This is a genomic window from Caulobacter sp. FG121 (assembly GCF_057809815.1).
Map to the genome: position 1 here is coordinate 223,107 of NZ_JBMDKR010000003.1, position 26,993 is coordinate 250,099.

At 67.9% G+C, this 26,993-nt stretch carries 28 protein-coding genes and 3 tRNA genes; 5 read left to right on the plus strand and 26 right to left on the minus strand.

The genetic code is table 11. The features are described from left to right. Nucleotides 1-31: 31 nt before the first annotated feature. The 6 genes from ACODSL_RS09915 to ACODSL_RS09940 form a co-directional block, all read right to left on the minus strand. Nucleotides 32-2,023: a TonB-dependent receptor gene (locus tag ACODSL_RS09915; protein ID WP_488900516.1), complete on the minus strand. Its 1,992-nt coding sequence runs from the start codon at nt 2,021-2,023 to the stop codon at nt 32-34. 8 nt (nt 2,024-2,031) lie between these two features. Continuing rightward, nucleotides 2,032-4,143 carry a PQQ-dependent dehydrogenase, methanol/ethanol family gene (locus ACODSL_RS09920; protein WP_488900517.1) on the minus strand — a complete coding sequence of 704 codons (2,112 nt, stop codon included), beginning with the start codon at nt 4,141-4,143 and terminating at the stop codon, nt 2,032-2,034. A gap of 70 nt (nt 4,144-4,213) precedes the next feature. Then, the gene (locus ACODSL_RS09925; protein ID WP_488900518.1) at nt 4,214-5,197 is read right to left on the minus strand and encodes an acyltransferase family protein; all 984 of its coding nucleotides are present in this window, start codon (nt 5,195-5,197) and stop codon (nt 4,214-4,216) included. Between the two features lie 5 nt (nt 5,198-5,202). Beyond that, nucleotides 5,203-6,315, minus strand: coding sequence for an SO2930 family diheme c-type cytochrome (locus ACODSL_RS09930; RefSeq protein WP_488900519.1), 1,113 nt, complete (start codon nt 6,313-6,315; stop codon nt 5,203-5,205). Next, the gene (locus ACODSL_RS09935; protein ID WP_488900520.1) at nt 6,312-7,598 is read right to left on the minus strand and encodes a parallel beta-helix domain-containing protein; all 1,287 of its coding nucleotides are present in this window, start codon (nt 7,596-7,598) and stop codon (nt 6,312-6,314) included. The genes ACODSL_RS09930 and ACODSL_RS09935 overlap by 4 nt, the downstream gene beginning before the upstream one ends. A gap of 165 nt (nt 7,599-7,763) precedes the next feature. After that, nucleotides 7,764-7,840 (minus strand) — tRNA-His (locus ACODSL_RS09940). Between the two features lie 92 nt (nt 7,841-7,932). Here ACODSL_RS09940 and ACODSL_RS09945 point away from each other — a divergent pair. After that, entirely contained in the window at nt 7,933-8,817 is an 885-nt protein-coding gene (locus ACODSL_RS09945; protein WP_488900521.1) for an alpha/beta fold hydrolase, read from the plus strand. 130 nt (nt 8,818-8,947) lie between these two features. Here ACODSL_RS09945 and ACODSL_RS09950 read toward each other — a convergent pair whose 3' ends face one another. The 15 genes from ACODSL_RS09950 to ACODSL_RS10020 form a co-directional block, all read right to left on the minus strand. Continuing rightward, complete coding sequence (locus ACODSL_RS09950; protein ID WP_488900522.1) at nt 8,948-9,661, minus strand: energy transducer TonB; 714 nt, start codon at nt 9,659-9,661, stop codon at nt 8,948-8,950. Nucleotides 9,662-9,664: 3 nt separating this feature from the next. Continuing rightward, nucleotides 9,665-10,117 carry an ExbD/TolR family protein gene (locus tag ACODSL_RS09955; RefSeq protein WP_488900523.1) on the minus strand — a complete coding sequence of 151 codons (453 nt, stop codon included), beginning with the start codon at nt 10,115-10,117 and terminating at the stop codon, nt 9,665-9,667. Between the two features lie 6 nt (nt 10,118-10,123). Beyond that, nucleotides 10,124-11,023, minus strand: coding sequence for a MotA/TolQ/ExbB proton channel family protein (locus ACODSL_RS09960; RefSeq protein WP_488900524.1), 900 nt, complete (start codon nt 11,021-11,023; stop codon nt 10,124-10,126). A gap of 476 nt (nt 11,024-11,499) precedes the next feature. Continuing rightward, a tRNA-Phe gene (locus ACODSL_RS09965) sits at nt 11,500-11,575 on the minus strand. 92 nt (nt 11,576-11,667) lie between these two features. Then, the gene (locus ACODSL_RS09970) at nt 11,668-11,847 is read right to left on the minus strand and encodes a DNA gyrase inhibitor YacG (protein ID WP_488900525.1); all 180 of its coding nucleotides are present in this window, start codon (nt 11,845-11,847) and stop codon (nt 11,668-11,670) included. Then, nucleotides 11,844-12,887, minus strand: a complete 1,044-nt coding sequence (locus ACODSL_RS09975; protein WP_488900526.1) for a ribonuclease E/G — start codon at nt 12,885-12,887, stop codon at nt 11,844-11,846. The genes ACODSL_RS09970 and ACODSL_RS09975 overlap by 4 nt, the downstream gene beginning before the upstream one ends. After that, nucleotides 12,884-13,462 (minus strand): Maf family protein, encoded by a 579-nt coding sequence (locus ACODSL_RS09980; RefSeq protein ID WP_488900527.1) that lies wholly within the window; start codon nt 13,460-13,462, stop codon nt 12,884-12,886. Before ACODSL_RS09980 ends, ACODSL_RS09975 begins: the two co-directional genes overlap by 4 nt. 2 nt (nt 13,463-13,464) lie before the next feature. Further along, nucleotides 13,465-13,683 carry a translation initiation factor IF-1 gene (gene infA / locus ACODSL_RS09985; RefSeq protein ID WP_004617696.1) on the minus strand — a complete coding sequence of 73 codons (219 nt, stop codon included), beginning with the start codon at nt 13,681-13,683 and terminating at the stop codon, nt 13,465-13,467. 92 nt (nt 13,684-13,775) lie between these two features. Then, nucleotides 13,776-14,231, minus strand: coding sequence for an arsenate-mycothiol transferase ArsC (locus tag ACODSL_RS09990; RefSeq protein ID WP_488900528.1), 456 nt, complete (start codon nt 14,229-14,231; stop codon nt 13,776-13,778). Between the two features lie 6 nt (nt 14,232-14,237). Beyond that, nucleotides 14,238-14,714, minus strand: a complete 477-nt coding sequence (locus tag ACODSL_RS09995) for a UPF0262 family protein (protein WP_488900529.1) — start codon at nt 14,712-14,714, stop codon at nt 14,238-14,240. A gap of 128 nt (nt 14,715-14,842) precedes the next feature. After that, on the minus strand, nt 14,843-16,123 hold the full coding sequence (gene hisD, locus ACODSL_RS10000) for a histidinol dehydrogenase (protein ID WP_488900530.1): 1,281 nt from the start codon (nt 16,121-16,123) through the stop codon (nt 14,843-14,845). 59 nt (nt 16,124-16,182) lie between these two features. Then, nucleotides 16,183-16,614: a DUF2948 family protein gene (locus ACODSL_RS10005; protein ID WP_488900531.1), complete on the minus strand. Its 432-nt coding sequence runs from the start codon at nt 16,612-16,614 to the stop codon at nt 16,183-16,185. Between the two features lie 2 nt (nt 16,615-16,616). Further along, nucleotides 16,617-17,912, minus strand: a complete 1,296-nt coding sequence (gene murA / locus ACODSL_RS10010) for a UDP-N-acetylglucosamine 1-carboxyvinyltransferase (RefSeq protein WP_488900532.1) — start codon at nt 17,910-17,912, stop codon at nt 16,617-16,619. Between the two features lie 96 nt (nt 17,913-18,008). Then, entirely contained in the window at nt 18,009-18,386 is a 378-nt protein-coding gene (locus ACODSL_RS10015; protein ID WP_488900533.1) for a DUF6968 family protein, read from the minus strand. Further along, nucleotides 18,383-18,517 carry a hypothetical protein gene (locus ACODSL_RS10020; RefSeq protein ID WP_488900534.1) on the minus strand — a complete coding sequence of 45 codons (135 nt, stop codon included), beginning with the start codon at nt 18,515-18,517 and terminating at the stop codon, nt 18,383-18,385. Before ACODSL_RS10020 ends, ACODSL_RS10015 begins: the two co-directional genes overlap by 4 nt. Nucleotides 18,518-18,611: 94 nt before the next feature. On the opposite strand from ACODSL_RS10020, the gene ACODSL_RS10025 reads away from it, so the two are divergent. Both ACODSL_RS10025 and ACODSL_RS10030 read left to right on the plus strand, forming a co-directional pair. Next, a tRNA-Thr gene (locus tag ACODSL_RS10025) sits at nt 18,612-18,686 on the plus strand. Nucleotides 18,687-18,712: 26 nt separating this feature from the next. Beyond that, complete coding sequence (locus ACODSL_RS10030) at nt 18,713-19,306, plus strand: NUDIX domain-containing protein (RefSeq protein ID WP_488900535.1); 594 nt, start codon at nt 18,713-18,715, stop codon at nt 19,304-19,306. Here ACODSL_RS10030 and ACODSL_RS10035 read toward each other — a convergent pair. The 4 genes from ACODSL_RS10035 to ACODSL_RS10050 all read right to left on the minus strand — a co-directional run bounded on the left by ACODSL_RS10035 (nt 19,299) and on the right by ACODSL_RS10050 (nt 22,172). Further along, nucleotides 19,299-19,697 carry a DUF2177 family protein gene (locus tag ACODSL_RS10035; protein ID WP_488900536.1) on the minus strand — a complete coding sequence of 133 codons (399 nt, stop codon included), beginning with the start codon at nt 19,695-19,697 and terminating at the stop codon, nt 19,299-19,301. The two genes, ACODSL_RS10030 and ACODSL_RS10035, sit on opposite strands and share 8 nt — an antisense overlap. Nucleotides 19,698-19,755: 58 nt before the next feature. Next, nucleotides 19,756-20,289: a hypothetical protein gene (locus tag ACODSL_RS10040; protein WP_488900537.1), complete on the minus strand. Its 534-nt coding sequence runs from the start codon at nt 20,287-20,289 to the stop codon at nt 19,756-19,758. Between the two features lie 4 nt (nt 20,290-20,293). Then, nucleotides 20,294-21,031, minus strand: coding sequence for a DUF2793 domain-containing protein (locus ACODSL_RS10045; RefSeq protein WP_488900538.1), 738 nt, complete (start codon nt 21,029-21,031; stop codon nt 20,294-20,296). A 133-nt stretch (nt 21,032-21,164) separates the two neighbouring features. Then, the gene (locus ACODSL_RS10050; protein ID WP_488900539.1) at nt 21,165-22,172 is read right to left on the minus strand and encodes an NAD(P)H-dependent flavin oxidoreductase; all 1,008 of its coding nucleotides are present in this window, start codon (nt 22,170-22,172) and stop codon (nt 21,165-21,167) included. A gap of 177 nt (nt 22,173-22,349) precedes the next feature. Here ACODSL_RS10050 and ACODSL_RS10055 point away from each other — a divergent pair, with 177 nt between their 5' ends. Then, nucleotides 22,350-23,789: a methylmalonyl-CoA mutase subunit beta gene (locus ACODSL_RS10055; protein ID WP_488900826.1), complete on the plus strand. Its 1,440-nt coding sequence runs from the start codon at nt 22,350-22,352 to the stop codon at nt 23,787-23,789. Nucleotides 23,790-23,792: 3 nt separating this feature from the next. Beyond that, nucleotides 23,793-25,955, plus strand: coding sequence for a methylmalonyl-CoA mutase (scpA, locus tag ACODSL_RS10060; RefSeq protein WP_488900540.1), 2,163 nt, complete (start codon nt 23,793-23,795; stop codon nt 25,953-25,955). A 158-nt stretch (nt 25,956-26,113) separates the two neighbouring features. Here the strand turns inward: scpA and ACODSL_RS10065 are convergent, their stop codons facing one another. Beyond that, nucleotides 26,114-26,953: an SDR family NAD(P)-dependent oxidoreductase gene (locus tag ACODSL_RS10065; RefSeq protein WP_488900541.1), complete on the minus strand. Its 840-nt coding sequence runs from the start codon at nt 26,951-26,953 to the stop codon at nt 26,114-26,116. Between the last annotated feature and the right edge of the window lie 40 nt (nt 26,954-26,993).

Below are 26,993 nucleotides of genomic sequence, written 5' to 3' on the forward strand. Positions count from 1 at the left end.
CAGGCGCAATCACCGCCCCCGCGCGAAAAGGTCAAGGCCGCCAGATCAGGCCAAGCCGAATTGTCCGCGGCATGTCGAAGCTCTCGATCCCGTCAGCGGTCTGACCGGTCTCGACGCGGGCGTCGGAGAGGTTTTCCACCGCCGCATAAAGTCCGACCGTGGAAGCCACCCGCCAGTCCGCGCGAACCTCAACCGACGTAGAGGGCGACAGCCGCCGCTGGTTCAGGTCGTCCTCGAACCGTTCGCCTTCATAACGCACGGTCAGGCGCGCCGTGACCGCCGTGGACGGGCGCCAGACGGCCGCGCCACTGGCCGACAGGCGGGGCGTCTGGGCCGGACGCCGGCCGGTCAGTTGCGGCGCGGCCGTTCCGCCATCGACCTCGGCGCGGGTCCAGGCGCCGGACAGCGTCCAGGCCAGCGTCGACGTGAGATCACCCGCCACATCAGCTTCCAGGCCCCAGGCGTCGATATCGCCCGCGTTCTGTCGCTGGCGCAGCACGCCGCCGGCAGGGATGAAGCCCGCCACCGGGAACGAGCCAGGGCCAAAGCCGATCGTCACGTTGGTCACCGCACCTTCCAGGCGGTTGGCGAACAGGGTCGCGTTCCAGCGGACCACGCCATCCCCGCCGAAGCCGAACTCGAGGCCGTAGAGTTTCTCCGGCTCCAGGCCCGCATTGGCCTCGGTGACGTCATTTCCAACCCGGAACGGACGGTGGAGTTCATTGAGCGTCGGTGGTCGGAATCCGGCATAGGCCGCCGTCCGCACGTAGCCGCCGTCCAGATCACGACGTGCGGCCGCCCGGGCGGTCGGCTGCCAGCCGTCCTGATCGGCGGGCTGAAGCGCCAGGGTCGGCAAGCCGGTCGCCAGATCGCGCTCGTCGCGCCTTCCGTCAAAACTGGCCCAGCGGTCGAGGCGCACCCCGCCCGTAAGAAGCCAGTCGCCAGACTGCCGCCACCGCTCGGCGTACACCCCGGCCACATATTGCGCCCCGCCGGCGACACGGCCGCGGGTAAAGGCCCCGCCGAGGAACCGGAAGTGCTCCCGCGTCTCCCCGTCCGCGTAGCGCACGTCCGCGCCCGCTTCCCAGCCGCCGTCCGGCGTCGAATGGCGCAGGGCCGCATTCAGGCCGGCTCCAAGCGCCGGCGTGCCGAACTGGTCGTTGGCCGGCGTGGTGAACGCCCGTCCCGCACCAACGGCAACTGAACTGTTCTCGAGATCGGAGCGCCTGACCCAGGCCTGCAGTCGCCAGTCAGTGCCGATGCCGACCGAAGCGCCGGTCAGGGTCGCCGATGCCGAAACGCCCGTCGACCGCGACGCCGCGCCGGCGAGGCCGCTCTGGCGCTCTTCCCGGTAGCCCGCCATCCGCAGGGCCAGATCGGCGCCTGAAAGTTCAGGCGCGTACCGCAGGGCCAGGCTGGATGCCTCATAGACCAGCGGTTGGTCGGCGGCTCCGGCGCCCTTGCGGACAGGGATCCAGCCGTCGGTGCGTTGGCTCGCCCCCACAACCAGGACATCGCCGGCGGCCAGGGCGGCCGATGCGCCGGCTTCACCGTTTTCGCCGCCCCAGACCTCGTAGTCGCCATGGGCGGAAACGCGGGTGCGCTCAGCCAGTTGGATCGTTCCGGTCAAGGCGCCGGCGCCATAGGGGCCCGCCCCGGCGCCACGCACAACCAACGCCCCCTCGATGTCGGCAGGCGGCAGGCCGGACCAAAGCACCCAGCCGCCGAACGGGTCGCCCTGGGGCACACCGTCGAGCGTGACGAGCGCACGGCCCGCGCCGGAACCGGCGATGGCCCGAACCGTGATCCCCTGTGTCGTCGGATTTGCCGCCGCGCTGGAGGTCCGACGGAACAGCTGGACGCCAGGAACAAGCGTCAGCGCCCCATCGACCCGCGGGGCCGTGGCGATCGCCTCCGCCCCGACCGTCACCACCGAGAAGGCGGCGTCGGTCGGAGCCGGAGGAAGTCGGGCCGCCTCAACGACGACTGTGTCGACCGTAGGCGGCGGCTCGGCGGCGATCATGCGTGACGCTATTTCCCCGCCGTTGCGGCGGCCTTCTGGGCGGTGGCCAGTGAGAGCAGGTACTGCCGCACCTCCTCCGCCTTGGCCGGATCAAAGTAGCGCTTGAAGGAGACCATGCCGTTCTCGACGCGGTCCCCGTCGATCACCACGCCCTTGAACGCGGCCGCGTCGGTGATCACCGGCGAGTAGCGCAGGTCCGGGATCGAGAAGTCCGACACCGCGCTCGAGCCGTGACAGACGCCGCAGTAGGTGGCGAAGGTCAGCTTGCCGGCCGCGATCTGGGCCGGCGTGCCCGTCACTGGCGGCAGGTCCGAGAAGGCCTTGCTCGAGACGGGCCGCGGCGGGAGGGCCCCCTTTCCGCCGATCTTGAACACCAGCACCCGGCGCACGCCCTCAGAGCGTGGATCAGCGCCCGCGCCGATCGTCAGGGCGAAGCCGCCGCCCCAGCCGGCCATGACCGCGACATACTGCTCGCCGTCGATTTCGTAGGTCATCGGCGGCGCGACGATCCCGGTCTGGGCGTCGAACGACCAGACCTTCTTGCCGGTAGCCGCGTCATAGGCGGCCAGTTCACCGGTCGCCGCCCCCTGGAAGACAAGGCCGCCCGCTGTCGCCAGGACGCCCCCGTTCCACGGACCGCCGTGCGGCACGCTCCATTTTTCAGTCTGGGCAATCGGATCCCAGGCGATCAGCCGGCCCTTGAGGCTGGCGCGGATGGCCTTTATGCCGGCTTCGTCGTCCGGCATCGCGGCGATCAGACTGTCGACGCCGATGTTCCAGGCGCCCGGCTCGTAGCGGAAATTGGCGTTCGCGCCGCCGGGCTGCATGTAGGGGAACGGGATCTCTTGGGCGGGAATGTAGACCAGCCCGGTCTTCGGGCTGAAGGCCATCGGCATCCAGTTATGGCCGCCCAGCGGCCCCGGCATGGCTACCGACGGACCCTTGCCATAGCGGGCGTTGGGCGTCTCGACCGGACGGCCCGTGGCCGGGTCCACACCGGTCGCCCAGGTCTGCGGCACATAGTTGTTGGCCGAGATCAGCTTCCCGTTGGTCCGGTCGATCACATAGAAGAAGCCGTTCTTCGGCGCCTGCATCAGCGCCTTCACCGGCTTTCCGGCGATGGTCAGGTCGGCCAGGATGATGTGCTGGGTGGCCGTGTAGTCCCAGCTTTCGCCCGGGGTCGTCTGGTAGTGCCAGACGTATTTGCCTGTGTCGGGTTTGAGCGCCACGATCGACGACAGGAACAGGTTGTCGCCGCCGCCGGGCGAGCGGATGTCGCGGTTCCAGGGCGAGCCGTTGCCGACGCCGATGTACAGCAGATCCAGGTCCGGATCGTAGGCCATCGAGTCCCAGACCGTGCCGCCGCCGCCGACCTTCCAGAACTCGCCCTTCCAGGTCGGCCGGGCGATCTTCATCGCGTCATCGGAGGCCGCGCCATCCGTCGCCTGCTCGCCAGGCACCGTGAAGAAACGCCACAGAAGCTTGCCGTTGTTGGCGTCATAGGCCGACAGGTAGCCGCGCACGCCGAGCTCGGCGCCGCCGTTGCCGATCAGCACCTTGCCCTTGATGACGCGGGGAGCGCCGGTGATCGTGTAGGGCTTGTTCTGATCGACGGTGACGACCGACCATTTGACCTTGCCGGTCTTCGCATCGAGCGAGATCAGACGGCCGTCGAGCGCGCCGACATAGACCCGGCCCTGCCAGAGGGCGACGCCGCGGTTCACGCTGTCGCAGCAGGCTTTCACGCCCGTCTTGCGCGGCACCTGCGGGTCATACTCCCAGATCAGCTTGCCGGTCTTCGCGTCGAAGGCGCGGACGATCGACCAGGACGAGGTGGTGTACATTACCCCGTCGGCCACCAGCGGCGTCGCCTCGACGCCCCGGGTCTCCGGAAGGTCGAAGCTCCAGGCCAGACCGAGCTGTCCGACCGTGTTCAGATTGACCTTGTCGAGCGGACTGAAGCGCTGTTCGCCGTAGGTCCGGCCATGGGTGACCCACTCGCCCGGATGGCTGTCGGCAGCGGCGATCCGCTTGCCGTCGATGTCCGCCGTGGACTTTCCGCAGCCGGCCAGCATGGCCACGGCCGCCAGAGTCACCGCCAGTGCGCTGATCCGCTTCATTTCCCGAGCTCCCGAGTCAAACCGCGTCTGTCGCGCGATGTTGCGGGGAGTATGCGGACGCTCCCCAGCGTCAGGCAAGCCGCCGACGCAGCAGAACGAGCATCGGGCGTTCGAGGAATGCCCAGCAGGCCAGGCCCGACCCCACCGCCACGATCATCGCCAGCGGAATGAACACCGGGGGATTCCAGGCGCCGATGGTCATGGCCAGGGCCCCGACCGTCAGGGTGTGAACGAGGTAGATCGAATAGGAGGCGTCGCCGAGTATCTTCATCCCGGGGATCGCCTTCCAGCCGCCATCGGCCTCGATACTCACCGCGCCGGCCACGAGCAGCGCCGCCGGCGCGCCCCAGACCATCGGACGCCACAGGTCCCAGTCCATGTTGATCATCTGGATCACCGCGAACAGGGTCATCCCGGCGCCCAGGAGCAGCCATCCGAATGACCGGTCCGGGAGGAGTTGAAGCTGCGCCATGCGGCCAAGCCAGACCCCGGCGAGAAACTCTAGAAACAGCGGATTGAGCAGCATCTGATAGGCGGGCGGCCAGGCGAAGCCCGCCAGGGCCAGCACCATCAGGGCTGCGGTCAGGGCGAACATCCGCCGCGCCGTCGGCAGCCAGAGCAAGGCGCCGAAGGCCAGGTAGAAAACGGCCTCGTAGTTCAGCGTCCAGCCGGGCGCCAGCAGCGGAAACGGCTGCCCGGCCGGGTTCATGTGCTGGACAAAGGCCATCGACAGCAGGACGTGGCCGGGCGTCAGCGCCAGATCCGGAAACCGCGCGGGAAACAGCAACACGCCCGCCGCCAGCGCGAGCGTGATCACCCAGTACAGCGGCGCGACCCGAACCAGTCGTCGCCGCAGGAAGTCCAGAGGACGGATCGGCGCGCCGCAGGTCGTGGTCCACATGACGAATCCGCTGATGACAAAGAACACGTCGACGCCCGCCTGGCCGGTGGCGAAATTGATCTGCGACCACTGACAGGCATGGAACAGCGCGACCGACAGCGCTGCGAAGCCCCGCAGGTGCTGGATCGACAGCCAGGTGCGGTGGCTGTCCATGCCGGTCAGGGGCAGCCGGGCGGCATGCCGGCGATCCAGCGGCGCAGCAGGGCAAGGCCCTCATCATGCGCCAGCGCGCGGCCAAGCTCGGGCATCATCGCGCCGGGGTCGGTTGAACCCGTGCGGTAGATGAGGATTGATGTATCCGGCTTTCCGGGGTCGATGTCGTGGTTGAAGCCGCCGGTCCCCTGCCCCGCCGCGACGGGCGGCTTGCACAGGCCCAGTGAGGCGCCGGCCGGCGAGGCGGAATCGAGATAAAGGCCGGAGGTGTCCGCTGGCCCCTTCGGGCTGTGGCAGTGCCCGCAATTGATATCGAGCCAGGCCCGGGCGCGGGGTTCGAGCGGAACGGTCTCGTCGCGCCAGTCCGGCGCACGGACACGCGCCGCGGCCGGCGGCAGGCCGCGCAGGTAGCCGACCAGCACCAGGCGGTCGAGCTGATTGAACCGGGCCCGCGCCAGCGTCACCTCGCGGTCCAGATGCCGGGACTTGAGACCGATAGGCAGCAGCGCCTTCGCGGCATGATCGGTCGCGTGGCATCCGGCGCACTGGTTGACGTTGGGAACCTCGTAGATGAACCGGTCGCTGCGGCCAGGCCGGGTCAGGGTCATCGGAATGGCCGCCCCGATCCGCTTCAGCGTCGCGCTGGTCTGGGCGTCGTTCCAGACATAGGGGAAAGCCGCCCAGCCGCCCGCCCGGCGCACCAGCACCCGGGTCTCGACCAGCCGCACCTTTGACAGATCCAGAGCAGCGCCCGTTTCGCTGAGCCGCAGGTCGTCGCCGGGCAACAGCGTCCCGTCCGGCCCCTTGGGATAGTAGAATGTCTTGGTCACGACCGTGCCGACCGGAAAGTCGAAGGCCGTGTCTGCCTTCCAAGTCGCCGGCTGGCCCTTCGGCATCCAGACCGTGCGCAACTTGCCGGCGTAGTCACTGAACAGCGGCGTATTCAGTTCATAGGGCTGCACCCCGTCGGCCAGCACCAGACGCCCCTGCCGGACGCCGATGACGCCCCAGTCGGACAGCTTTTCGGGCATGCCGTCGCCGATGAAGCGCGGCGTCAGCGGACCGGGCGCACAGGCCGAAAGGGCGAGCGCGATCAGAAGGAGGGCGAGGCGTTTCACGGCTTGCCGGGAGCCGGAACCTCGCGCTCGGCCGGGACGGGGCCGGCGGCGGCGACATTGATCGCCGGCAGCGGCGTCAGTCGGCACCGGACCGTGTCCCCCGCGAGAGCGGGCGATTTGTACTTGTGCGGCGCGTCCGCATTCAGCGTCTGGGCCGCGCCGTTGTCGATGCAGACGGCCAGCGCCGGGTCCACCTTGCCACCCTTGAACTTCTTCACATCGACATAGCCGTCCCACAGCACATCAGGCAGGCTCCCGGTCACGCCGAACATGGCCACCCGCAGCGCCTGGAGGTCCAGACCGTCCGGCTTGTTGCCGCCGGGCGTGAAGCGGTTGTCGTGGATGAAGATCGCCTCCGGCCAGGGATCGAAGTTCGGCGCCACGCCCTTGGCGTTCATATAGCCCGTGGAGAAGTAGCTCGAGATGATCACATTGGCGGTCGTGTTGCCGCCGATGTCGTTGTCGAAGATCTCCACCTGGTCGTTGGAGTTGATCACCACGCCCGAGCCGGCGGGAACCGAGGCCACAGCCGAGCCCTTGCGACCGAAGTTGCCGGTATTGTTGCCTTCGACACGGTTGCGGAAGATGCGCGTAGCGAAGCCCGAGACCTTCAGGTTGGGCATGTTGAACACCAGGATGCCGCCGGTGTTGTTGGTCGCCAGGTTGTCATAGACGTCGGCGTTCTGGGTGTTCTCGATCTCGATGCCGGCGACGTTGAACTCCGCGCGGTTGCGGCGCACGACGACATTGTTGGACTGGCCGACATAAATGCCCGCGTCCGACGCGCCGATGGCGACGCTGTCCTCGATCAGCAGATTGCGCACCTGGACGGGATACAGGCCGTAGGCGCCATTGCTGGTCTTCGGGCCGCCGGTCCATTCCGCCCGGACCCGGCGGATGATGATGTTCTCGCCCTCGTTGACCTTCAGGCCGTCGCCCTTGGCGTCCTCGATGGCCAGATCCTCGATGGTGAAGTTACTGGCGTTGACCAGCAGCCCCTCGGCGCCGGCCGCCTGACCCTTGAAGCTGAGGATGGTCTTGTCCATGCCCGCGCCGCGAATGGTCACGCCGTTCGCGTCGAGGCTCAGGCCCCTATCGATGGCGTAGACGCCGGCGGGAATGGTGATCACGTCGCCAGGCTTGGCGTCGATCAGCTGCTGGATGAGGGTGTCCTGATAGGTGGTGTTCGGCTTGGCCGCCGAGCCGCCGCCGCCACATCCCGCCAGCGCCAGCACACCGGTGACCAACAGCGCGCCGAAAGCGCGATTCCAGCCCTGCCCCATGGATGATCTCCCCTTCCCGATCGGCCGGGACTCTTCCGGCCCCGGTTGCGGGGGAAAGTCGCATGAGGTGAAGGGTCATGGAACCCCTTCGTCTATCCGCCGGCGCCTGTTCCCCCACGCAGGGAAGGATGCGGGCCGTTGTTCAGAAGGGTGGGACCTTCGCGATGGTACCGCCTCTCAGGCTTGAACTGAGGACCTCCGGTTCCACAAACCGGCGCTCTAACCAACTGAGCTAAGGCGGCGCGCTTTCGCGAAGGGAGGGGTTTAGTCGCACCGCGCCGTGCGATCAAGAGCGGTGCTTGCGCCAAATCGGCGGCGACGCCACCCTGTGTCCATGAGCACGATCACAACCCGCACCATAGAGGCCAACGGCCTGTCGTTCGTCATTGATGAAGCCGGTGAAGGCGACGATGTCGCCCTGTTCCTGCACGGCTTCCCGGAGAGCAAGCATTCCTGGCGGCACCAGCTGCCGCTCCTGGCGAAACTGGGCTGGCGCGCCGTCGCCTTTGACCAGCGCGGCTACGGCGATTCCAGCCGGCCGAAGGGCGTGAAGGCCTACGACCTCGAAAACCTGATGGCCGACGCCGGGGCGGTGTTCGACGCGCTTGGCGCCAAGCGGCGCCTGCTGATCGCCCACGACTGGGGGGCGATCGTCGCCTGGTGCTTCGCGATGGACCGGATCCGGGACCTCGAAGGTCTGGTCATCATGAACGTGCCGCATCCGGCGGTCTTCCAGGCGGACATCCGCACAAACGCGGCGCAGCGCAAGAAGTCCTGGTACGTGTTCTTCTTCCAGATCCCGTGGCTTCCCGAGTTGGCCCTGACCGCAAACGGCGCGCGCGCCATCGGCCGGGCGTTCAGCGAGATGGCGGTCGACAAGAGTCGCTTCAGCGAGGCCGACCTCGATCACTACCGCCAGAACGCGCTCAAGCCCGCCGCCGCGACCGCCATGGTCAACTGGTACCGGGCGGGCGCGCGCAACGGCATGAAGAAGTGGGCCCCGGACACCGCCCCGGTGATCGACATCCCGACCCTGATGATCTGGGGTGAAGAGGACACCGCGCTCGGCATCGAACTGACGGAGGGCTACGGCCCATATGTGAAGGACTTCACCCTGCAGCGCCTCCCCGGCGTGTCGCACTGGGTTCAGCAGGAGGCGCCGGAGGCCGTCAACGCCCGGCTGGAAGCCTGGCTGAAGGAGAAGGGGCTCGTCGGCTAGCCCTGTGATCGGTCACCGGCGAGCGTATCCCGGACCCCGACACTGACAGGCGCCTTGGCCACTCGCCGCGCACAGCAAAACGCCCCGGAGGTTTCCCTCCGGGGCGTTCGCATCTGGGTTTGGCCCGTAGCTACTGCGGCAGTTGCCACACCAGCGGGATTCGGACCGTAGCGCCGTCAACAGGTGCGCCATCGCGGGTCTGGGGCCTCATCTTGAACAGACGCGAGGCCTTCAGGGTCGCTTCGCCGAAGCCCATGTCCGGCGGATCTTCCGAAACCACCTCACAGCCTTCAAGCGTACCGTTCGCCTTCACCCGACACAGGATCGTCGCCCGGCCCGACTTTTCCAGACGCTGAGCGCGATCCGGATAGAAGCGGTTCAGGTCGTCCGACGTCGGCTTCCGTGACCAGTCGGGGTTGCTGATGACCGACGGACGCGGGGGTTCCGGCGGCGCCGGCGGCGCGAACACAGGCGGAGCCTGGGTTTCGACCCGCTTGGGCGTCGGCGGCACCGGCAGCGTCACCATCGGAGGCGGCGCGTCGGCGATCGGAGCCGGCGGACGCGCCTGAACGGGCGGCGGCGGCGGCGGCTTGTCCGTCGGCGGCGGCGGCGGAGGCGGAGGCGGCGGCGGCGGGGGCGGCTTGATCAACTCGGTGTTGATCTTCTCGTCCTCGAACAGCTTCTCCTTGATCTGGAACCGCGAGTGGGCGACCCAGAAAATCAGACCGGCGTTAAGCGCGACCGCGAGCGCGAGGCCGACCAGGAACCCGCCACCATTCTTCGGCGCCGGAGCGTCGAAGGGGTTGTGGACGCGGTGCGGAGCGTCGTTTTCATGCTCTGCCATGCGTCACCCACCACTGCCGGGCTGACTGTTGTCCTCACCGATGAGGGCCACGCTGTAGAAACCATTGTCCTGCAGAGCGTTCATCAGCTGCATAAAGTCGCCGTACCGGACCTCCTTGTCGCCGCGGATGAAGATCCGCTCCTTCGAGGGGTCACGCACGCGGATCTGCGTCTTGAGATCCGCACCGATCGAAGCCAGGTCAGTCGGGTTGTCGCCGATAAAGACGTCCCCACTTTTCTGGATCGAGATGTAAATCGGCGTTGGCGGGTTCGGTCGAGGCTTGGCTACCGCGGTGGGTAGCTTCACCTCGATCGAGACCGATGCCAGCGGCGCCGCAACCATGAAGATGATCAGGAGGACCAGCATGACGTCCACGAAGGGCGTCACATTGATTTCGCTGTTCTGCTCTACCTGGTACCTGCCACCGCCGCCGGAGCCCGAGAGTTTGGCGGCCATCTGTGCTTAAGCCCCTTTGTCGAGCTGCCGCGAGATGTTGTTCATCAGCTCAGCGTTGAAACCATCCGACCGCGTTCCGTACGCGGAAACCCGCGTCTGGAAGTAGTTGTAGAAGATAACCGCGGGGATAGCGGCGAACAGACCGATACCAGTGGCGAGCAGGGCCTCGGCGATGCCGGGGGCCACGACGGCCAGGTTGGTCGTGTTCGATTCGGCGATGCCGATGAACGAGTTCATGATCCCGTACACGGTGCCGAACAGACCGATGAACGGACCGGACGAACCCACCGAAGCGAGGAACTGCATGCCGCTCGACAGGCGCTTGGCCAGCGAGGACTGAACAGCGGAGACGGCGGTCTGCGCACGCATGATCGTGGTGTCGCGGTGAGCGCCGTTGATCGCGAGGCCGGCCTGACGGGACAGCTCCACTTCGGAAGCCGCCGCGGCGGCCATGTCGGCCAGCGGGTTGCCTTCGAATTCGTCCGACAGGGCGATACGGCCCATGTCAGCGATGGACTTGGCGCCGCGGAAGGCTTCGACGAAGCGGTCCGACTTGCGGTTCAGCGAACCGAATTCGAGCAGCTTGGTCACCAGCAGGGTCCACGAGAAGACCGAAGCCAGCAGCAGGCCGAGCATCACCACCTTCACGACCGCCTTGGCGTCCATGAACATCGTGACGGGCGTGATGTGCGATTCCTTCTTGGGAGCCGGCGCGGCGGCCGGAGCTTCCGGCGCCGGAGCGGCGGCGTCAGCGGCGGGAGCCGCGGCGTCGCCAGCCGGGGCGGCGGCCGCGGCAGCATCAGCGGCCGGAGCCGCCGGAGTCTGCGCAAAGGCCGGGGCGCTCATCAACAGCGCCGCGGCGCCGAGGATAGCGATGAGGGGGGTCATTCGTTTGTTGTCGAGCATCTTTCGCCAGTTCCTGGTTGGTCTAGCTAGTTTGGACCGAGGGTCGTCGCGCGAAGCGTCTCCACCCTACTATGAAAACATCGCCGATCTTGGAGCCTTGCAACTCCAATGCCGGAAAATCGCTGTCGCTGCACCGACCCGCAACGCTTGCCAGGAACATTCGTTCTCAGACATGGCGTTTCGAAGGCGCAAGACGGCCCGACAAACCGAAGTCCGTCAGGTCGATCGGCCAAGTTAGACTTGGCACAGGGGCCCTTTGGCAACCCCCATTCGCATCGTCAAGAGTGTTTGCAGGGTGATTTCATTCCCCAAAATCAAGGGGGAGATCACTTTTTTTGCACTGCACAATCTGATTATCGGGAAGGATCAGGAGTTTTTCCCCCCGCTGGGGAAAATGCATGTTGCGGCGCAACATCAGTGGCCGAACGCGGGTCTTTTTGAGAACTTCTCGCGAGGGGCGAATGCGCGGGCGGGGATGGTGCCTGGGGGCGGATTCGAACCACCGACACGCGGATTTTCAATCCGCTGCTCTACCAACTGAGCTACCCAGGCAAAGGCCCGAAAAAGGCGCCCCGCGTCGCGGGAGCCGCGTCTATAAAAGAGCCCCCGCGGCAAGTCCAGCGCGGTTTCGGGACAACCGCAAACTAGTGTCCCTGGCCTTCAGGCCCATCGGATTCGTCATCCGTCTCGGTACCGGGAATGGCGTAGCTCCCGGTGAGCCACTTCTGCAGGTCGATATCGGCGCAGCGCTTCGAACAAAACGGCCGGTAGGTCTGATCCATAGGCTTGTCGCACCGGGCGCATTTGCGGGCGGGTTCGGTCATGCGCCGGAGACCTCTAGGCGGTCGACCGGCCAGCCTTCCCGGGCTTCGACAATGAAACGGGCTCCAAGCTTGTCAGTGACGCCTGCGCGCAGCGGCGTGAACGCCGCCAGCACCGACGGCGCGCAAACGGCCGCCAGACGGCCGCCGGGGTCCGCGCGCCCTTCCCGCTCCAGTCGCCGCGCCAGGCGCAGCGCGGCCGTCAGGGGCGTCAGGTCGCCCTTCGCGTCCGTCAGAAGATCCAGAACCGGACGCCGCCGCCGGGGCACGGTCAGGGTGAGTGTGCCAAAACGGCTGATCTGGTCGATGGCCACGCCGGGATTGTCGGGACCGAACGCCGCGCGTGCCGCCCCCAGCAGAGCCTTGCCGTCATGTCCCCGGCCGACGAAGTCGAAGATGACCAGACCGCCCAGCCCCTTAAGGCGGAGCAGCCGCGCCGCCGCGCCGATAGCCGTCAGGTTGGCGAGCCGCGCCGCGCGCTTGGTGTCGCTACCGGGACGCCCCCCGAGATCCACGTCGATCGAGACAAGCGCCCTGGTCGGCTCGATGGCCATGGACCCGCCTCCGGGCAGCGGGTGAATCGTCTCGAGCGCCTCGGCCTCCGCGGCGTCGGCCGCCTCCCGGGCGCCGAAGCCCTCGACGACCTTTCCGCCCTTGGCGAGGTCCCGAATCTCGGCCTCGACGTCCGGTGCGGCCTGCAGCAGGCGAGGCTCGCCCTCGGCCGGGCCGATCAGCCTCACCGTGGCCAGCTTGTCCTGGCGGGCCTCGGTGCGGATCTCAACCTCGATCGAGGCGCCGCGCACGGGAGGCACTTCATCGGCCCTAAGGGAGTAGAGCGCTTCAACACCGCCCGGCAGGTCGAGAAAGGCCACGCCGATGGCCTTTGCGACCGACCGGACCCGCGCGACATTGCGCGCGAACAGCTCAAGGGCAGGCACGTCCCCGTCTCGCTGGATCAGCAGCCGCTCAGGCCGGCCTTCGAGCGTGACCACGCCGCGCATCTCGCCGACGCCGCGATCAAGGAAGAACTGGCGGCCGCTCACGCTTGCCAGCCCAGGCCAGTGAGCAGGTTGACGGTCTCGTAGAGCGGGAGCCCCACGACGGAAGAGTAGGAACCCTGGATACCGGTCACGAAGGCCCCTGCCCGCTGGTGAATCTTGTAGCCGCCGGCGGCGTCGCGCCAGTCTCCGGCCGCGATGAAGGCCTCCGCCTCCCTGGATTCGATACGCTTGAACCGGACCCGGGTCTCAACGACACGCTCCGCTGACCGGCCATCCGGAGCCCGGACGACCACGCCGGTCAGCACCATGTGCGCGCGGCCCGACAGCAGGGCGAGCATGGCGCGGGCCTCGGACTCGGTTTCAGGCTTGTTGAGAATGCGTCGACCGACCGCGACCAGCGTGTCCGCGCCCAGAACAAAGGCCCCCGGCCGTCGTGCGGCGATGACTGCCGTCTTTTCCTGCGCGAGGCGCAGGGCGAGACGTCGCGGCGTCTCGTCACGTCCCGGCGTTTCATCGATGTCTGCGGGGTCAACGAGGTCAGGCGTGATGCCGACCTGTCTGAGCAACTCGAGCCGTCTGGGGCTGGCGCTGGCCAGAACCAGAGGGCCTTTCGACATGCTCACTTGAAGCGGTAGGTGATGCGCCCCTTGGTCAGGTCGTAGGGCGTCATTTCGACCAGCACCTTGTCGCCGGCCAGCACGCGGATGCGGTTCTTGCGCATCTTGCCCGCGGTGTGGGCGATGATTTCGTGATCGTTTTCCAGTTTCACGCGGAATGTGGCGTTCGGCAGCAGCTCGCTGACGGTGCCGGGAAACTCAAGAAGTTCTTCTTTAGCCATAGGCCTCTCGAATACGTCCAAATAAGCAAACGGCCCGCGCCGAACACGATTCGGGACGCGAGCCGAGGCTCCAAGTCCTCAGTATAGCGCGGCTAGCCCCCGAAAGTCGACGCCTTGCCGAACCGTTCACGGATGCGGCGCGCGAGTTCGTCGCGCACCTGCCGGTAGGCGTCCAGCCGCTGCTCCCGCGTTCCCTCCGCCAGCGTGGGATCGAGCGTTGGCCAGTATTCAATGTCCACCGCCTTGCCCCGGGCCAGCTCGACGGCCCTGTGCTGCGCCTCCGGCGTCAGGGAGATGACCATGTCGAACGACTCGTCCTCGAGATCGTCGAAGATCTTGGGCCGGAACCCGGTCAGGTCGCCCCCCATCTCGTCGATCACCGCGGCCGCGAAGGGGTCGACCTCCGTCTCGCCGGCCTCGCGGCGCAGGCCGACGCTGTCGACAAACACCCGGTCGCCGTAGACCATCTTCATCAACGCTTCGGCCATCGGCGAGCGCACCCGGTTGAAGTTGCAGGTGAACAGCACCGCCCCGGGGAGCCCCTCCACCTGCCGTCAGCCCCGCCAGTGCAGGGCGCAGATGAGGGTGAACAGCCGGCGCGCCGTGTCCAGGTCCGTCTTGACCTTGCCCTCCAGCCGGGCCTGCAGCAGCGTCGAGCCCTCGTTGTGCAATCCCCGCCGCCCCATATCCAGCGCCTCGATCTGGGCCGGGGTGGAGTTGCGAATGGCCTGGTAGTAGCTGGCGCAGATCATGAAATAGTCGCGGATCACGCCCCGGAACGGCGATAGCGACAGCAGGTGGATCTGATCGAAGGCCGGTCCGGTGATGTGCATCGCCAGCCGGTTCTCGGCCAGCGCGATCGTCAGGTCATAGGGACCGCCCGCCGCGCCTTCCGGCTGGAAATAGTTGTCCTCCAGCAGATCGAAGATGGCGATCTGCCGCTCCTGCTCCTGGTCACGCGACACCGCGCCGAGGGAATCCTCGTCGAGATTGATTGCCTGGAGGCGATGCAGGGCGCGGTCGTCGGTCATGAATCCCAGTGCGTGGTTCGAGACGCGATCCTGAGGGATCGATCCTCACCAGGACGAGCTTTAGTGCATGCTCACCCTGTTCGTCATCCTGAGGAGCGGCCGAAAGCCGCGTCTCGAAGGACGCAGGGCTATTTTTGCAGTCTGAGCGCCGCCGAAAGAGCGTGCGCGGGCAGGCCTTCGGCCTCGGCCAGCGCCACGGTGTGCGGCCCCAGACGGCCGAAAGCGGCGGCGTCGCATTTCACGATCGAGGTTCGTTTGAGGAAATCATAGACCGAAAGACCGGACTGGAACCGCGCCGCGCGGCTCGTCGGCAGCACGTGGTTCGATCCGGCCACATAGTCGCCGATGGCCTCGGGCGTGTAACGGCCGAGGAAGATGGCCCCGGCGTGCCGAACCCGGTCGGCGAGCGCCTCTGGAGCCGCGACGCAGAACTCGACGTGCTCCGGCGCGATCAGGTCGACCAGGGCCGGGCTTTCGTTGAGTGGCGCGATGATCACCGCGCCATGGTCGCGCCAGGAGGCAGCGGCATCCTCGCCGGTGGCGAGGGTCTTCAGGCCGCGCTCGACGGCGGCCTCGACCGCGGCGGCGAACGCCTCGTCGTCGGTGATCAGGATCGACTGCGCGGCCGGGTCGTGCTCGGCCTGCGACAGCAGGTCGGCGGCGATCCAGTCGGGACTGTTGTCTGCGTCGGCGACCACGACGATCTCGGACGGTCCGGCCAGGGCGTCGATGCCGACCACCCCGTACAGCCGCCGCTTGGCCGCCGTCACGTAGGCATTGCCGGGGCCGACGATCTTGTCGACCGGCTGGATCGGCCCGGCGCCCCAGGCCAGGGCGGCCACCGCCTGGGCCCCGCCGATGCGCCAGATCTCGGTGACGCCAGCCTCCTTCGCGGCGGCCAGCACGGCCGGCTGCAGCTTGCCCGGCGGGGTGACCATGGCGATGCGGTCCACGCCGGCGACGGCGGCCGGGACGCAGTTCATCAGCACGGTCGAGGGATAGGCCGCCCGGCCGCCCGGCACATAGACGCCGACAGCCTCCAGCGGCGTCCAGCGCCAGCCCAGCTCGACCCCGGCGTCATCGGTCCAGCGCTGGTCAGCGGGCTTCTGGCGGGTGTGGTAGTCGCGGATGCGGGCGGCGGCGAAGGCGATGGCCTCGCGCACGGCCGGTTCGCAGGCGGCGACCCCGGCCTCGATCTCTTCGGCGGTGACCCGGACAGTGTCCTCGGTCAGCTCGACCCGGTCGAACTTGCGGGTGTAGTCAAGCACAGCCTTGAGGCCGTCGGCCTTGACGGCGGCCAGCACCTCGGCGGCCGCCGCGTCGACATCGGCGGGCGAGCCTCGCCGTTCGTTCAGGAAATCCCTGAAGGCGGCGGTGAAATCCGGGTCTGTGGAGCGGAAACGGCGCATGGCGGCTACATGGCCGTTTTCACCGCAAACTCAAGCCTTCATTGCCCCGTTTGAACGGCTCAGTCCCCGTGGGTCGGGGTCCGGGGCGTCGGCCAGGGCGTCGAGATGTCGGCCAGCACGGCTTCGATACATTCAACCTCGACCCGCAAGTCGCCGCCACCGGCGAAGGTGAACACCACCGCCCCGCCCGGCGCCTCGCCCGGCTCGAAGCTCAGCGACAGCAGCTCCACCACCGCGTTCTTCGCATCCCGCCGGAGCTTGCGACTCTGGACGCCCAGGACCCCGGCCAGCTGCAGTCCGGACCGCACTCGTTCGTGGGTCCGTTCGTCGCGCTCCCAGCGGTAGCGGTTCAACGCCACGGTCAGCCGCCGCGCTTTCGGCTCGAAGGCAATGTCGCCGATCTTCGCCACGGCGTCCTGCAGGGCGGCCGAGATCACCGACAGGTCTTCGGCGTCCTGGGCCAGCAGGCGCAGCGGCGCGACATCGGTCACGGTCAGTCCTCGACCTCGGCAGGAGCCTGACCCTTGATTCGCCGGACGTTGGCCCCGCAGGCGCCCAGCTTCTCTTCCAGCCGCTCGAATCCGCGATCCAGATGGTAGACCCGGCCGACCATGGTCTCGCCCTCGGCGGCCAACCCGGCGATCACCAGACTGACCGACGCCCGCAGGTCGGTCGCCATGACCTGGGCGCCCTCGAGACGGTCAACGCCCCGCACGCGCGCTTCGCCGCCGGACACAGTAATGTCGGCGCCCAGGCGCGCGAGTTCCGGAGCATGCATGAACCGGTTCTCGAAGATGTGCTCGCGAATGACACTCTCGCCGTCTGCCAGGGTCATCAGGGCCATGAACTGCGCCTGCAGGTCCGTCGCGAAGCCCGGAAAGACGCCTGTATCCACGTCGACCGCCTTCAGCCGCGCGCCATTGCGGCGGATGATGACGCCGTCGTTCAGACGTTCGACATCCGCACCGGCTTCCTCGATTTTCAGCAACAGCGCCTCGATCAGGTCGGCGCGTGTGTTGGTCAGACGCACCTCGCCGCCGGCCATGGCCGCCGCCACCGCATAGGTGCCCGCTTCAATGCGGTCGGTGATCACCGCGTGCTTCGCGCCCGACAGGCGGCTGACGCCCGTGATGTGGATAACCGGCGTGCCGGCGCCCTCGACCTTGGCGCCCATCTTGTTGAGGCAGTCCGCGAGATCGCCCAGCTCAGGCTCGCAGGCGGCGTTCTTCAACACGGTCACGCCCTTTGCCAGCACCGCGGTCAGCATGGCGTGCTCGGTCGCACCGACGGAAACGAACGGGAACTCGATTTCCGCGCCTTTCAGGCCCCTCGGGGCCTGGGCGTAGACATAGCCCTCGTGCAGGTCGATCTGCGCGCCGAGCGCCTCCAGCGCCTTGAGGTGCAGATCCACCGGTCGGGCGCCGATCGTGCAGCCGCCCGGCAGGCTGACCTTGGCCTGGCCGGTGCGCGCGATCAGGGGGCCCAGCACATTGAAACTGGCCCGCATCTGGCGAACCAGATCGTACGGCGCGAACGACGACACAATCTCCGGCGTGTGCAGGACCGTCTCGGACCCGGCGGGCCCTTCCCGCTCGTCGACCATCGTGCCCAGCCGCGTCAGCAGGGTGCCCAGGAATCGCGTGTCCGCCAGGCGCGGCATGTTGGTCAGGTGCAGCGGCTCGTCCGTGAGCAGACTGGCGGCCATCAGCTTGATGGCGGAATTCTTGGCGCCGCTGATCGGAATACTTCCGTGCAGCCGCGAGCCGCCGATGATGGCGATGCGGTCCATTCAGGTCCCTCGAAACGCCGGCAGCCTGTCGCTCCGGCGGCGCGTCACATGTGAGGACCGGGTTCTAGCGGGCGCAAGCCCCCGCGCAAGACTCACTTATGATTGATGCCCGGCCTCGCCCGGACGCCGGAACAGGGTCGCGGGCGTGTAGGGACCGCCTTCGGCAAACTCCAGCCCATATTTTTCAAGGGCCAGCTCAAGTTCGACGTGGGCGAAGAACAGCGCGTGTTCGATCGCCTGCATCGGATCTACGCCGAAAAAAGCCCGTCCGTGCTCAGCCACATGCGCCGGATCCAGCCCGACGATCCGCAGCGCGCAGGCCCAGTCATGCGTGTCCTCGATCGGGAAGGCGTCCGAAACCTCGACTACGACGTCGAACGGATCACCCTGCGGTGGGGTGGCGGCGCGCAATCTCCGAATGGTCTTGTAGGGTCTCGGCGCGAGGCGGGCCGTTTTTGCCAGATGGTTGATCATTCCGGGCCCTCCGGCTTGGCGGTGTCCCGCGGTGCGGCCTTGCGCCGCCTGAGATTGGCGCGAAGGGCCTGGGCCAGTTTCGCTTCCCGGTCGGCGTTCGGCGAGGGCGGCTTCTGCGGCGTGTTCGTCATCTGGTCAGCAGCGCATTGCGCATAGCGACAGGTCAAGCAGGATTAGCCCTTCCCATGCCGCCCGGGTTTCGCTATCAGGCGCGCCTCGTCTTTCGCCGCCGTAGCTCAGTGGTAGAGCGCATCCTTGGTAAGGCTGAGGTCGGCAGTTCAATCCTGCCCGGCGGCACCATTCCCTGAACCAGAGGGAGAGAGACGATGAGACGACCCCGAAAAGATGGCGGCTTCCCTCCGGCAGACATGCCGGTGAGAACCGTCCATTCGGGGTGGCTGGATCTGCACCTCGTGGACCTGACCAATCCGGACGGGTCGACCTATGACCGTTATGTCGAGGATCACGGTCGCGCCGCCGCCGTGCTGCCCTACAATCCGAAGACCCGCATGGCCCTGCTGGTGACCATGCCGCGCGCCGCGCTGCGATTCGCCGGGGGTGGCGATGTGGTCGAAGCGCCAGCGGGAATCGTCGACCAGGGTGAAACCGCACTCCAGAGCGCACGTCGCGAACTGGTTGAGGAAGCCGGCCTTGAGGTCGATGACCTGGAGCCGGCGGGGGCGATCCTCACCTCGCCCGGCATCTCGACCGAGCGAATCGACCTCTTCCTGGCCGCCTACGATGACGCCCAGCGCACGGGCGCGGGGGGCGGTCTGGACGACGAGAACGAGAACATCACCGTCGTCGAGATGGCGCTCGATGACCTGTGGTCGCTGATGGAGAGTGACCTTGCGGCCGACGCCAAGACCCGCGTGCTGGTCCAGACCCTCCGAATCCGCCGGCCGGATCTGTTCAGCTGATGCGAGAGGCGGCGGCGTAGCCGGCCAGCGCGGCGACGCTCGTCACCACCATGCCCCAGACCAGGTCCGGTGCGACCACCCGAACGGGAAAGCCTTTCAAGGTGGCGAGGTTGGTCAGGTCGTAGGTGGCGTAGGCGACCAGCCCGAACAGCGCGCCCTGGAGCAACGCCCGCGTCCAGCCGCCGGCTTCCAGGGCCGGCTTCACGGCGAAGACCACCACCCCGACCAGATAGAGCACGTAGAAGGCGGCCGCCGCGGTCATGTTGGGCTTCTCCAGCAGCATCGGCCCGAATTCACGCTGGTAGAGTTTCTGCGCCACAACGCCGAGCCAGAGGGCGTCAAGCGCGAGGAAGCTCACGGCGGCGGCGATATAGGCGGCGATCCAGCTCATGGCGGGGTCCTCGGTTCAGGTCTTGGCAGAACCTAGACCGCGCGCTCGCCCCGCCAAGTCATCGGGGGGCCTCCCGTCGTGGCGCGCGGTCGCCAAACCACCATGCCAGAGCCGTCGAGGCGGAGAAGGCGATCGTCTCGACAGCCGTGTGCACGACCCCCGCAGCGGCCTCAGCCGCGAGAGCTCCGCTCATCGCCGCCATGAACAGCAAGGCGAACAGGACCCACAACAGCAGGGTCAGGGCCGGGCGGGTCAAGGCCCGCACGGCGGCGACCCACGGCCAGCTCTGGCCGACCGCCTGGTCCGCCCCGATGGAGGCCTCAAGGCCGCGCCACGAGCCTTCCGCGTCCGTCTGGACCAGGGCGAGACGGCCCTCCTCCATCCGGCCGGCGCGCGCCTCCGAAGCCAGTCTCAGATCATGCCCCCAGCGCTCGACCTCATGCGCCATCTCGAGTTGCCGGTCCTTGCGCTTCTCGCGCGTCTCGAAGATGCCGATCCCCCGATTGAGGATCGAACCGAGGGCTCCGAAGGCCGCGCCAAGGGCGCCGCCGGCCAGACCACCGCTTGCCGTTGTGATGACGTCCAGGGTCATGGCTTCAGGCTCCCGGCGCGTCGAACTGGATCAGGTAGAGCGCCAGGCGCACGACGCCGCCGGTGAACGCGCCGCCGAGGGCGGTCAATCTGACGGCCGTATCCGAATAGAACGCCGTCGGACCGATGACGCCGATGTTGGTCGCCCCGGCCGAAACGCCCAGCGAGCCGCCGAACTTCCCTGCGTCGCCCGACACGCCACAGTCGTAGGCCGTCGCGCCGGTCACTGTGACCAGGGTTCGCGCGGCAACTCCAAGGACGATCGACCGGGCCGGAATGACCATGGCCGTGTCGACCGTGGCGCCGGCGACAGTGACGTCCTCTTCCTGGATGGCGACACGGATGCGGGCCCCGCCCGGCGACACGGCGGCGATCAAGGACTCGAAGGCGAGTCGGCTCGACAGGGTCTGCCAGCCGCCATCCATGACCAGGGCGACCGATTCATCGGCGACCCAGACCAGGTGCCCGTCCGTAGGTTCCAGTCGCCGCCAGCTTCCGGCCTCGAAGCGCATCAGCGCGCCGGCGCTTTCAGCGCTCCACGCCTCGCCCGTCGCACCGTCGGGCAGCAGGTAGAGCGCTCCGTCGGCGGGATCGGCCGGCTGCGCTGAAACCGTGCGGCTCACCACCGCCGACTGGACCAGACCGTCCAGCCGGGCGAAGGCCTCGTTGACGGTTACATGCTTCTGCGCCTGGCCGGCCGCCACATAGGGCAGACCGAGGCGGGGGGTGGCGTCATCGGACATGCGGAGGCTCCCTGTCGTTCGTCACGACAAGGATCAGTCGCCCGCGAGCTCCGCAGCGCCGAAAGCAGGAACGCCCGGAGTTCCAGGGGAATCTCCGGGCGCAAGTCTCTGATAACGTTGAGAAGCGCCCCGGCTATTCCGCGGCGAAAGCCATATGTTTGCCGCTGGTCAACGCCGTCTTGGCCACCAGATCAGCCTTGGCCGCCTCGTATTCCAAGGCCAGCCGCGCGACCAGTTCGCCGGCGGTGAGCACCGACTTCACGGCGCCGATGCCCTGACCGCAGCCCCAGATGTCCTTCCAGGCCTTGGCCTCGGTATTACCGCCCGAGCCGAAGTTCATCGCCGAAGGATCGCTCTCCGGCAGATGGTCGGGGTCCATGCCGGCCGCGATGATCGACGGGCGCAGATAGTTGCCGTGGATGCCGGTGAACAGGTTGGAATAGACGATGTCCTCGCCGGAGCTGTCGACGATCATCTGCTTGTAGCCTTCGACGGCGTTGGCTTCCTTCGTCGCGATGAAGGCCGAACCGATATAGGCGAGGTCCGCGCCCATGGCCTGGGCCGCGAGGATCGCCGCGCCGTTGGCGATGGCGCCCGACAGCGCCACCGGGCCGTCAAACCACTGGCGAATTTCCTGGATCATGGCGAACGGCGACAGGCCGCCGGCATGACCGCCCGCGCCCGCCGCGACGGGGATCAGCCCGTCGGCGCCCTTCTCAATGGCCTTGTGGGCGAACCTGTCCGTGATCACGTCGTGCAGGGTGATGCCGCCCCAGCCATGCACAGCCTCGTTGACGTCTTCGCGGGCGCCCAGCGAGGTGATGACGACCGGCACCTTGTATTTGGCGCAAAGGGCCATGTCCTCGTCGAGGCGGTTGTTGGTCTTGTGCACGATCTGGTTCACCGCGAACGGGGCCGACGGCAGGTCCGGATTGGCCTTGTCCCAGGCCGCCAGCTCGCTGGTGATCCGGTCGAGCCACTCGTCCAGCAGGCTGATCGGCCGAGCGTTCAGCGACGGGAACGAGCCGACGATGCCGGCCTTGCACTGGGCGATCACCAGGTCCGGATTGGAGATGATGAACAGCGGCGAGGCGATGGCCGGCAGTCGCAGGCGGTCGCGCAGGATCGGCGGCAGGGCCATGGTCGGTCGTCTCCGTCTATGAATATACGTTGTAAATAGAACAACCGTTCGACCCCGGCAAGAGCCTGTCTCCGCGGGCGCCGCCTCCCTCCGCTTGACGCACCTTACGGCAGGGGCGCATCACGCCAGCGGAATTGCTGCATTGCACTTGGGGAGATCGAAGGTTTGTCCGGGACGATCCTGCCGCTGGCCGATGACTTCGCGCCGCCCACCCGTGAGGCCTGGCTTCGCGTCGTGGAAAAGACCCTCAAGGGCGAGTCCTTCGAGGACGCCCTGGTCAAGCACACGGCCGACGGCCTGAGCATCCAGCCGCTCTATACCGCCGACACGGCCCCGGATGTCGTTCGCGACCTCAGCGTCCGCGACGCAGATCGCCCCTGGGACCTGCGCATGCGGGTGGCCCATGCCGATCCGCGCCAGGCCGCGGCCGAGGGGCTGAAGGATCTTGAAGGCGGCGCGGCTTCGCTGCTGCTCGCGGTCGACCCGACCGGTCAGGCCGGCGTCGCCGTCGGCTCGGCCGAAGATCTGGCCAAGGCGCTGGACGGCGTCATGCTCGACCTTGCCCCCGTGGCGCTGGACGCAGGCTATCTCGGGCCGCGCGCCGCCGACTGGCTGGGAACGCTGGCCAAGGCTGCGCCGAACGCGCCGCTGGCCTTCCATATGGACCCGCTGACGACCTTCGCCGAGACGGGCGCCAGCCCCGGACCGATCGAAAGCCACATCATCTCCGCCGCGACGGTCGCTGCGCGCCTGGCCACGACCTACAGCAAGGCCAGCCTGTTCCTCGCCACCGGGCGCGCAGCGCATGAATCGGGTGGCTCGAACACCGAGGAGCTGGCCGTGATGACGGCGAGCGCCCTCGCCTACGCCAAGGCGATGGTCCGCGCCGGCCTGACGATGGACGAGGCGTTCCGGCGCATCGTTCTCGGGGTCAGTCTCGACGGCGAATATTTCACCGGCATCGCCAAGGTCCGCGCCGCGCGCGCTCTGTGGGCCCGGGTCACGCAGGCCTGTGGCGTGACTGTTCCGGCGCGGGTGGAAGTCCGCTCGTCCCATCGCATGCTGGCCAGAGCCGACGCCTGGACCAACCTGCTGCGTCTGACCAGCGCCGGCTTCGCGGCCGCCGTCGGCGGCGCGGACGTGGTCGTGCTGGGCGCCTTCACCGACGCCATCGGCCTGCCGACCGCCTTTGCCCGTCGTCAGGCGCGCAACACCCAGCTTGTCCTGATGGAAGAGAGCCACCTCGGACGCGTCGCCGACCCGGCTGGCGGCGCCTGGTACCTCGACACCCTGACCGACCAGATCGCCCAGTCCGCCTGGACCGGCTTCCAGGCCATCGAGGCGGCCGGCGGCATCATCGCCGCCCTGCAGTCGGGCGTCATCGCCGAGGCGGTCAACGCCGCCCGCGAGGCCCAGTCGAAGGCCTACGCCGACAAGTCGCGCAAGATCCTCGGCGTCACGGTGTTCCCCAACGCCGACGACAAGACGCCGGACGTTGCGGTCGTCGATCCGGCCGCCTTCGCGGTCGCCGGACCTGACCCCAGGCTGCCCGGGCCGGACTCATCCTGCCCGCCCCTGCCGTCCATCCGTTTCGCCGCCGCGTTCGAGGAGGCCTGAGCCGTGACCACCTTCCCCGACTTCGCCCGGCTCGACTTCACCGCCGGCGCTCCGGCCGGCGCGGCCCCGACCGATGGCCCCGTCTGGAATACGCCGGAAGGCATCGCCGTCGCGGCCGCCTATGGCCCCGAGGACGTTGACGGCCTCGACTTCCTGAACGGCTATCCGGGCATCGAGCCGTTCGTGCGCGGTCCCTATCCGACGATGTACGCCACCAACCCGTGGACGGTGCGGCAGTACGCGGGCTTCTCGACCGCCGAAGACTCCAACGCCTTCTATCGCCGCAATCTGGCGGCCGGTCAGATGGGCCTGTCGGTGGCCTTCGACCTGGCCACCCACCGCGGCTACGACAGCGACCATGAACGGGTGAAGGGCGACGTCGGCATGGCCGGCGTGGCCATCGACAGCATCCTCGACATGCGCACCCTGTTCGACGGCATCCCGCTCGACAAGATGAGCGTCTCGATGACCATGAACGGCGCGGTGCTGCCGATCCTGGCGCTCTACATCGTGGCCGCGGAGGAACAGGGCGTTTCGCCGGACAAGCTCTCCGGGACGATCCAGAACGACATCCTCAAGGAGTTCATGGTCCGGAACACCTACATCTATCCGCCCCTGCCCTCGATGCGGATCATTTCGGACATCTTTTCATACACTTCGAGCAAGATGCCGAAGTTCAACTCGATCTCGATTTCCGGCTATCACATGCAGGAAGCCGGGGCGACGGCCGACCTGGAGCTGGCCTACACCCTGGCCGACGGCGTCGAGTACGTCCGCGCCGGCATCGCCGCCGGGATGACCGTCGACCAGTTCGCGCCGCGCCTGTCGTTCTTCTGGGCCATCGGCATGAACTACTTCATGGAAGTGGCCAAGATGCGGGCCGCGCGCCTGCTCTGGGCCCGCCTGATGAAGCGGGAGTTCGATCCGAAGGACAGCCGCTCGCTCAGCCTGCGCACCCACAGCCAGACCAGCGGCTGGTCGCTGGCGGCCCAGGACGTGTTCAACAACGTCGCCCGCACCTGCGTGGAAGCGATGGCCGCCGTGAACGGCCAGACCCAGAGCCTGCACACCAACAGCCTCGACGAGGCGCTGGCCCTGCCGACCGACTTCTCGGCCCGCATCAGCCGCAACACCCAGCTGTTCCTGCAGATGGAGAGCGGCACGACGACCGTCGCCGACCCCTGGGGCGGCAGCTACTACGTCGAACGCCTTACCCACGATCTGGCCGCTCGCGCGCTGGAGCATATCGAGGAAGTCGAGAAACTTGGCGGCATGGCCAAGGCCATCGAGCAGGGCCTGCCCAAGCTGCGCATCGAGGAGGCCGCCGCCCGCACCCAGGCGCGGATCGACAGCGGCCGCCAGAGCGTAGTCGGGGTCAACCGCTACAAGCCGGAGGTCGCCGACGACATCCCGGTGCTCAAGGTCGACAACACCGCCGTGCGCAACGCCCAGCTGGAAAAGCTGAAGAGACTCAAGGCCGAACGCAACGAAGCTGAGGCGCAGGCGGCGCTCGACGCGCTGGAAGCCGGCGCCCGCGCTGACGGCAACCTGCTGGAGCTGGCGGTCAACGCCGGCCGGGCCAAGGCCACCGTGGGCGAGATCAGCTATGCTCTGGAGAAGGTCTTCGGCCGGCACCGGGCGGAGATCAAGTCGATCACGGGGGTCTATGTGTCCGAAGCCGGATCCAACGCGCTGGTCAGCCGCGCCAAGGCGATGGTCGAGGCCTTCGAACAGGCCGACGGCCGCCGCCCGCGCATCCTGATCGCCAAGATGGGCCAGGACGGCCACGACCGCGGCCAGAAGGTCATCGCCACGGCCTTCGCCGACCTGGGCTTCGACGTCGATATCGGCCCGCTGTTCCAGACGCCGGCCGAGGCCGCCCGCCAGGCGGTGGAGAACGACGTGCACGTCGTCGGGGCGAGCTCGCTGGCCGCCGGCCACCTGACCCTGGCGCCGGAGCTGATCGCCGAACTGGGCAAGGCCGGTCGTCCCGACATCATGGCCGTCATCGGCGGCGTGATCCCGCAACAGGACTGGCAGGCGCTCAAGGACGCCGGCGTCGCCGCCATCTTCCCGCCCGGCACGGTGATCGCCGAGTCGGCCATCGAGCTGCTGGAGAAGCTGAACCGCCAGTTGGGGTATGAGCAGACGCAGGCGGCGGAGTAGTCGCGGCCCTTCCTTCTCCCGGAGGGAGAAGGTGGCCTGCGGAGCAGGTCGGATGAGGGATCAGGGACGGGTCCGGCAAACGCGCCGACGCCGTAACGCCCTCACCCTCCCACGCCGTTGGCGTGGGCCCCTCCCTCTCCCGTTGGGAGAGGGGCGATTTAGCTGATCCCCGTGAGCCCTGAATCCACCGCCAAGGTCTGGCCGGTGACGTACACGGCCTCGTCGCTCATGAAGAACAGCGCCGCGTAGGCGATTTCCCAGCCGGTCGCCTGCCTGCCGAAGAACTGCGGCGCCGTGCCCCGGCTCGGGCGGCCCTGGGTGGCGCGGCGGCCCAGCGGCGTATCGACCAGTCCCGGCGCGACGATGTTGGCCCGTACGCCCTTGCGGCTGCCCTCGAGCGCCACATGCCGCATCAGCCCGCCGAGCGCCGCCTTCGAGGCGTCATAGGCCGGCAGACGCGAGCCGGCGACGAGGCCGGCGATCGAGGAGATGAACACGATCGAGCTTCCCTCGGCCAGCTGCGGCAGGGCCTCGCGGCAGCAGAGCATCGGTCCGCGCAGATTGACGCCCAGGACCGTGTCCCACTCGTCGGCCTTGACCGCGCCGAGCCCCAGGCCGCCGACGCCGATGCCGACGTTGAGCACAAGGCCATCCAGACCACCGAGCGTCTCCACCGCTTCGGCGATCATGCGGACAATGTCGGCCTCGCGGGATATGTCGGCCTCGATGATCCGGCCGATGCCGCCCGTGGCGGTGATCAGATCCACCGTGGCGGCCGCAGCCGTCCGATCACGGTCGGCGACAGCGACGGCGGCGCCTTCGCGGGCGAACAGCAGCGACATGGCCCGCCCATTGCCGACAGGGTCGGTTGCCGCGTCGACGACCTGCTGACCCCCGCCAACGACAAGGATCCTGCGCCCCGCAAGCCGGCCGCGGCCCGGCGCCTGGCCGAGGGACTCGGCGCTAGGCGGTCGCACATAGGGTTGTCGCTCGCTCATGGCCGCCTCCCCGCGGATCTGTTTCCGGCAGACTAGGGAG

What these genes read in the sequence shown, in the direction of transcription:
- ACODSL_RS09915 (WP_488900516.1), bottom strand. Translation starts at nt 2,023, where the DNA reads ATGATCGCCGCCGAGCCGCCGCCTACGGTCGACACAGTCGTCGTTGAG.
- ACODSL_RS09920 (WP_488900517.1), bottom strand. Translation starts at nt 4,143, where the DNA reads ATGAAGCGGATCAGCGCACTGGCGGTGACTCTGGCGGCCGTGGCCATG.
- ACODSL_RS09925 (WP_488900518.1), bottom strand. Translation starts at nt 5,197, where the DNA reads ATGGACAGCCACCGCACCTGGCTGTCGATCCAGCACCTGCGGGGCTTC.
- ACODSL_RS09935 (WP_488900520.1), bottom strand. Translation starts at nt 7,598, where the DNA reads ATGGGGCAGGGCTGGAATCGCGCTTTCGGCGCGCTGTTGGTCACCGGT.
- ACODSL_RS09945 (WP_488900521.1), top strand. Translation starts at nt 7,933, where the DNA reads ATGAGCACGATCACAACCCGCACCATAGAGGCCAACGGCCTGTCGTTC.
- ACODSL_RS09950 (WP_488900522.1), bottom strand. Translation starts at nt 9,661, where the DNA reads ATGGCAGAGCATGAAAACGACGCTCCGCACCGCGTCCACAACCCCTTC.
- ACODSL_RS09955 (WP_488900523.1), bottom strand. Translation starts at nt 10,117, where the DNA reads ATGGCCGCCAAACTCTCGGGCTCCGGCGGCGGTGGCAGGTACCAGGTA.
- ACODSL_RS09960 (WP_488900524.1), bottom strand. Translation starts at nt 11,023, where the DNA reads ATGCTCGACAACAAACGAATGACCCCCCTCATCGCTATCCTCGGCGCC.
- ACODSL_RS09970 (WP_488900525.1), bottom strand. Translation starts at nt 11,847, where the DNA reads ATGACCGAACCCGCCCGCAAATGCGCCCGGTGCGACAAGCCTATGGAT.
- ACODSL_RS09980 (WP_488900527.1), bottom strand. Translation starts at nt 13,462, where the DNA reads ATGTCGAAAGGCCCTCTGGTTCTGGCCAGCGCCAGCCCCAGACGGCTC.
- infA (WP_004617696.1), bottom strand. Translation starts at nt 13,683, where the DNA reads ATGGCTAAAGAAGAACTTCTTGAGTTTCCCGGCACCGTCAGCGAGCTG.
- ACODSL_RS09995 (WP_488900529.1), bottom strand. Translation starts at nt 14,714, where the DNA reads ATGACCGACGACCGCGCCCTGCATCGCCTCCAGGCAATCAATCTCGAC.
- hisD (WP_488900530.1), bottom strand. Translation starts at nt 16,123, where the DNA reads ATGCGCCGTTTCCGCTCCACAGACCCGGATTTCACCGCCGCCTTCAGG.
- murA (WP_488900532.1), bottom strand. Translation starts at nt 17,912, where the DNA reads ATGGACCGCATCGCCATCATCGGCGGCTCGCGGCTGCACGGAAGTATT.
- ACODSL_RS10015 (WP_488900533.1), bottom strand. Translation starts at nt 18,386, where the DNA reads ATGATCAACCATCTGGCAAAAACGGCCCGCCTCGCGCCGAGACCCTAC.
- ACODSL_RS10020 (WP_488900534.1), bottom strand. Translation starts at nt 18,517, where the DNA reads ATGACGAACACGCCGCAGAAGCCGCCCTCGCCGAACGCCGACCGGGAA.
- ACODSL_RS10030 (WP_488900535.1), top strand. Translation starts at nt 18,713, where the DNA reads ATGAGACGACCCCGAAAAGATGGCGGCTTCCCTCCGGCAGACATGCCG.
- ACODSL_RS10035 (WP_488900536.1), bottom strand. Translation starts at nt 19,697, where the DNA reads ATGAGCTGGATCGCCGCCTATATCGCCGCCGCCGTGAGCTTCCTCGCG.
- ACODSL_RS10040 (WP_488900537.1), bottom strand. Translation starts at nt 20,289, where the DNA reads ATGACCCTGGACGTCATCACAACGGCAAGCGGTGGTCTGGCCGGCGGC.
- ACODSL_RS10045 (WP_488900538.1), bottom strand. Translation starts at nt 21,031, where the DNA reads ATGTCCGATGACGCCACCCCCCGCCTCGGTCTGCCCTATGTGGCGGCC.
- ACODSL_RS10050 (WP_488900539.1), bottom strand. Translation starts at nt 22,172, where the DNA reads ATGGCCCTGCCGCCGATCCTGCGCGACCGCCTGCGACTGCCGGCCATC.
- ACODSL_RS10065 (WP_488900541.1), bottom strand. Translation starts at nt 26,953, where the DNA reads ATGAGCGAGCGACAACCCTATGTGCGACCGCCTAGCGCCGAGTCCCTC.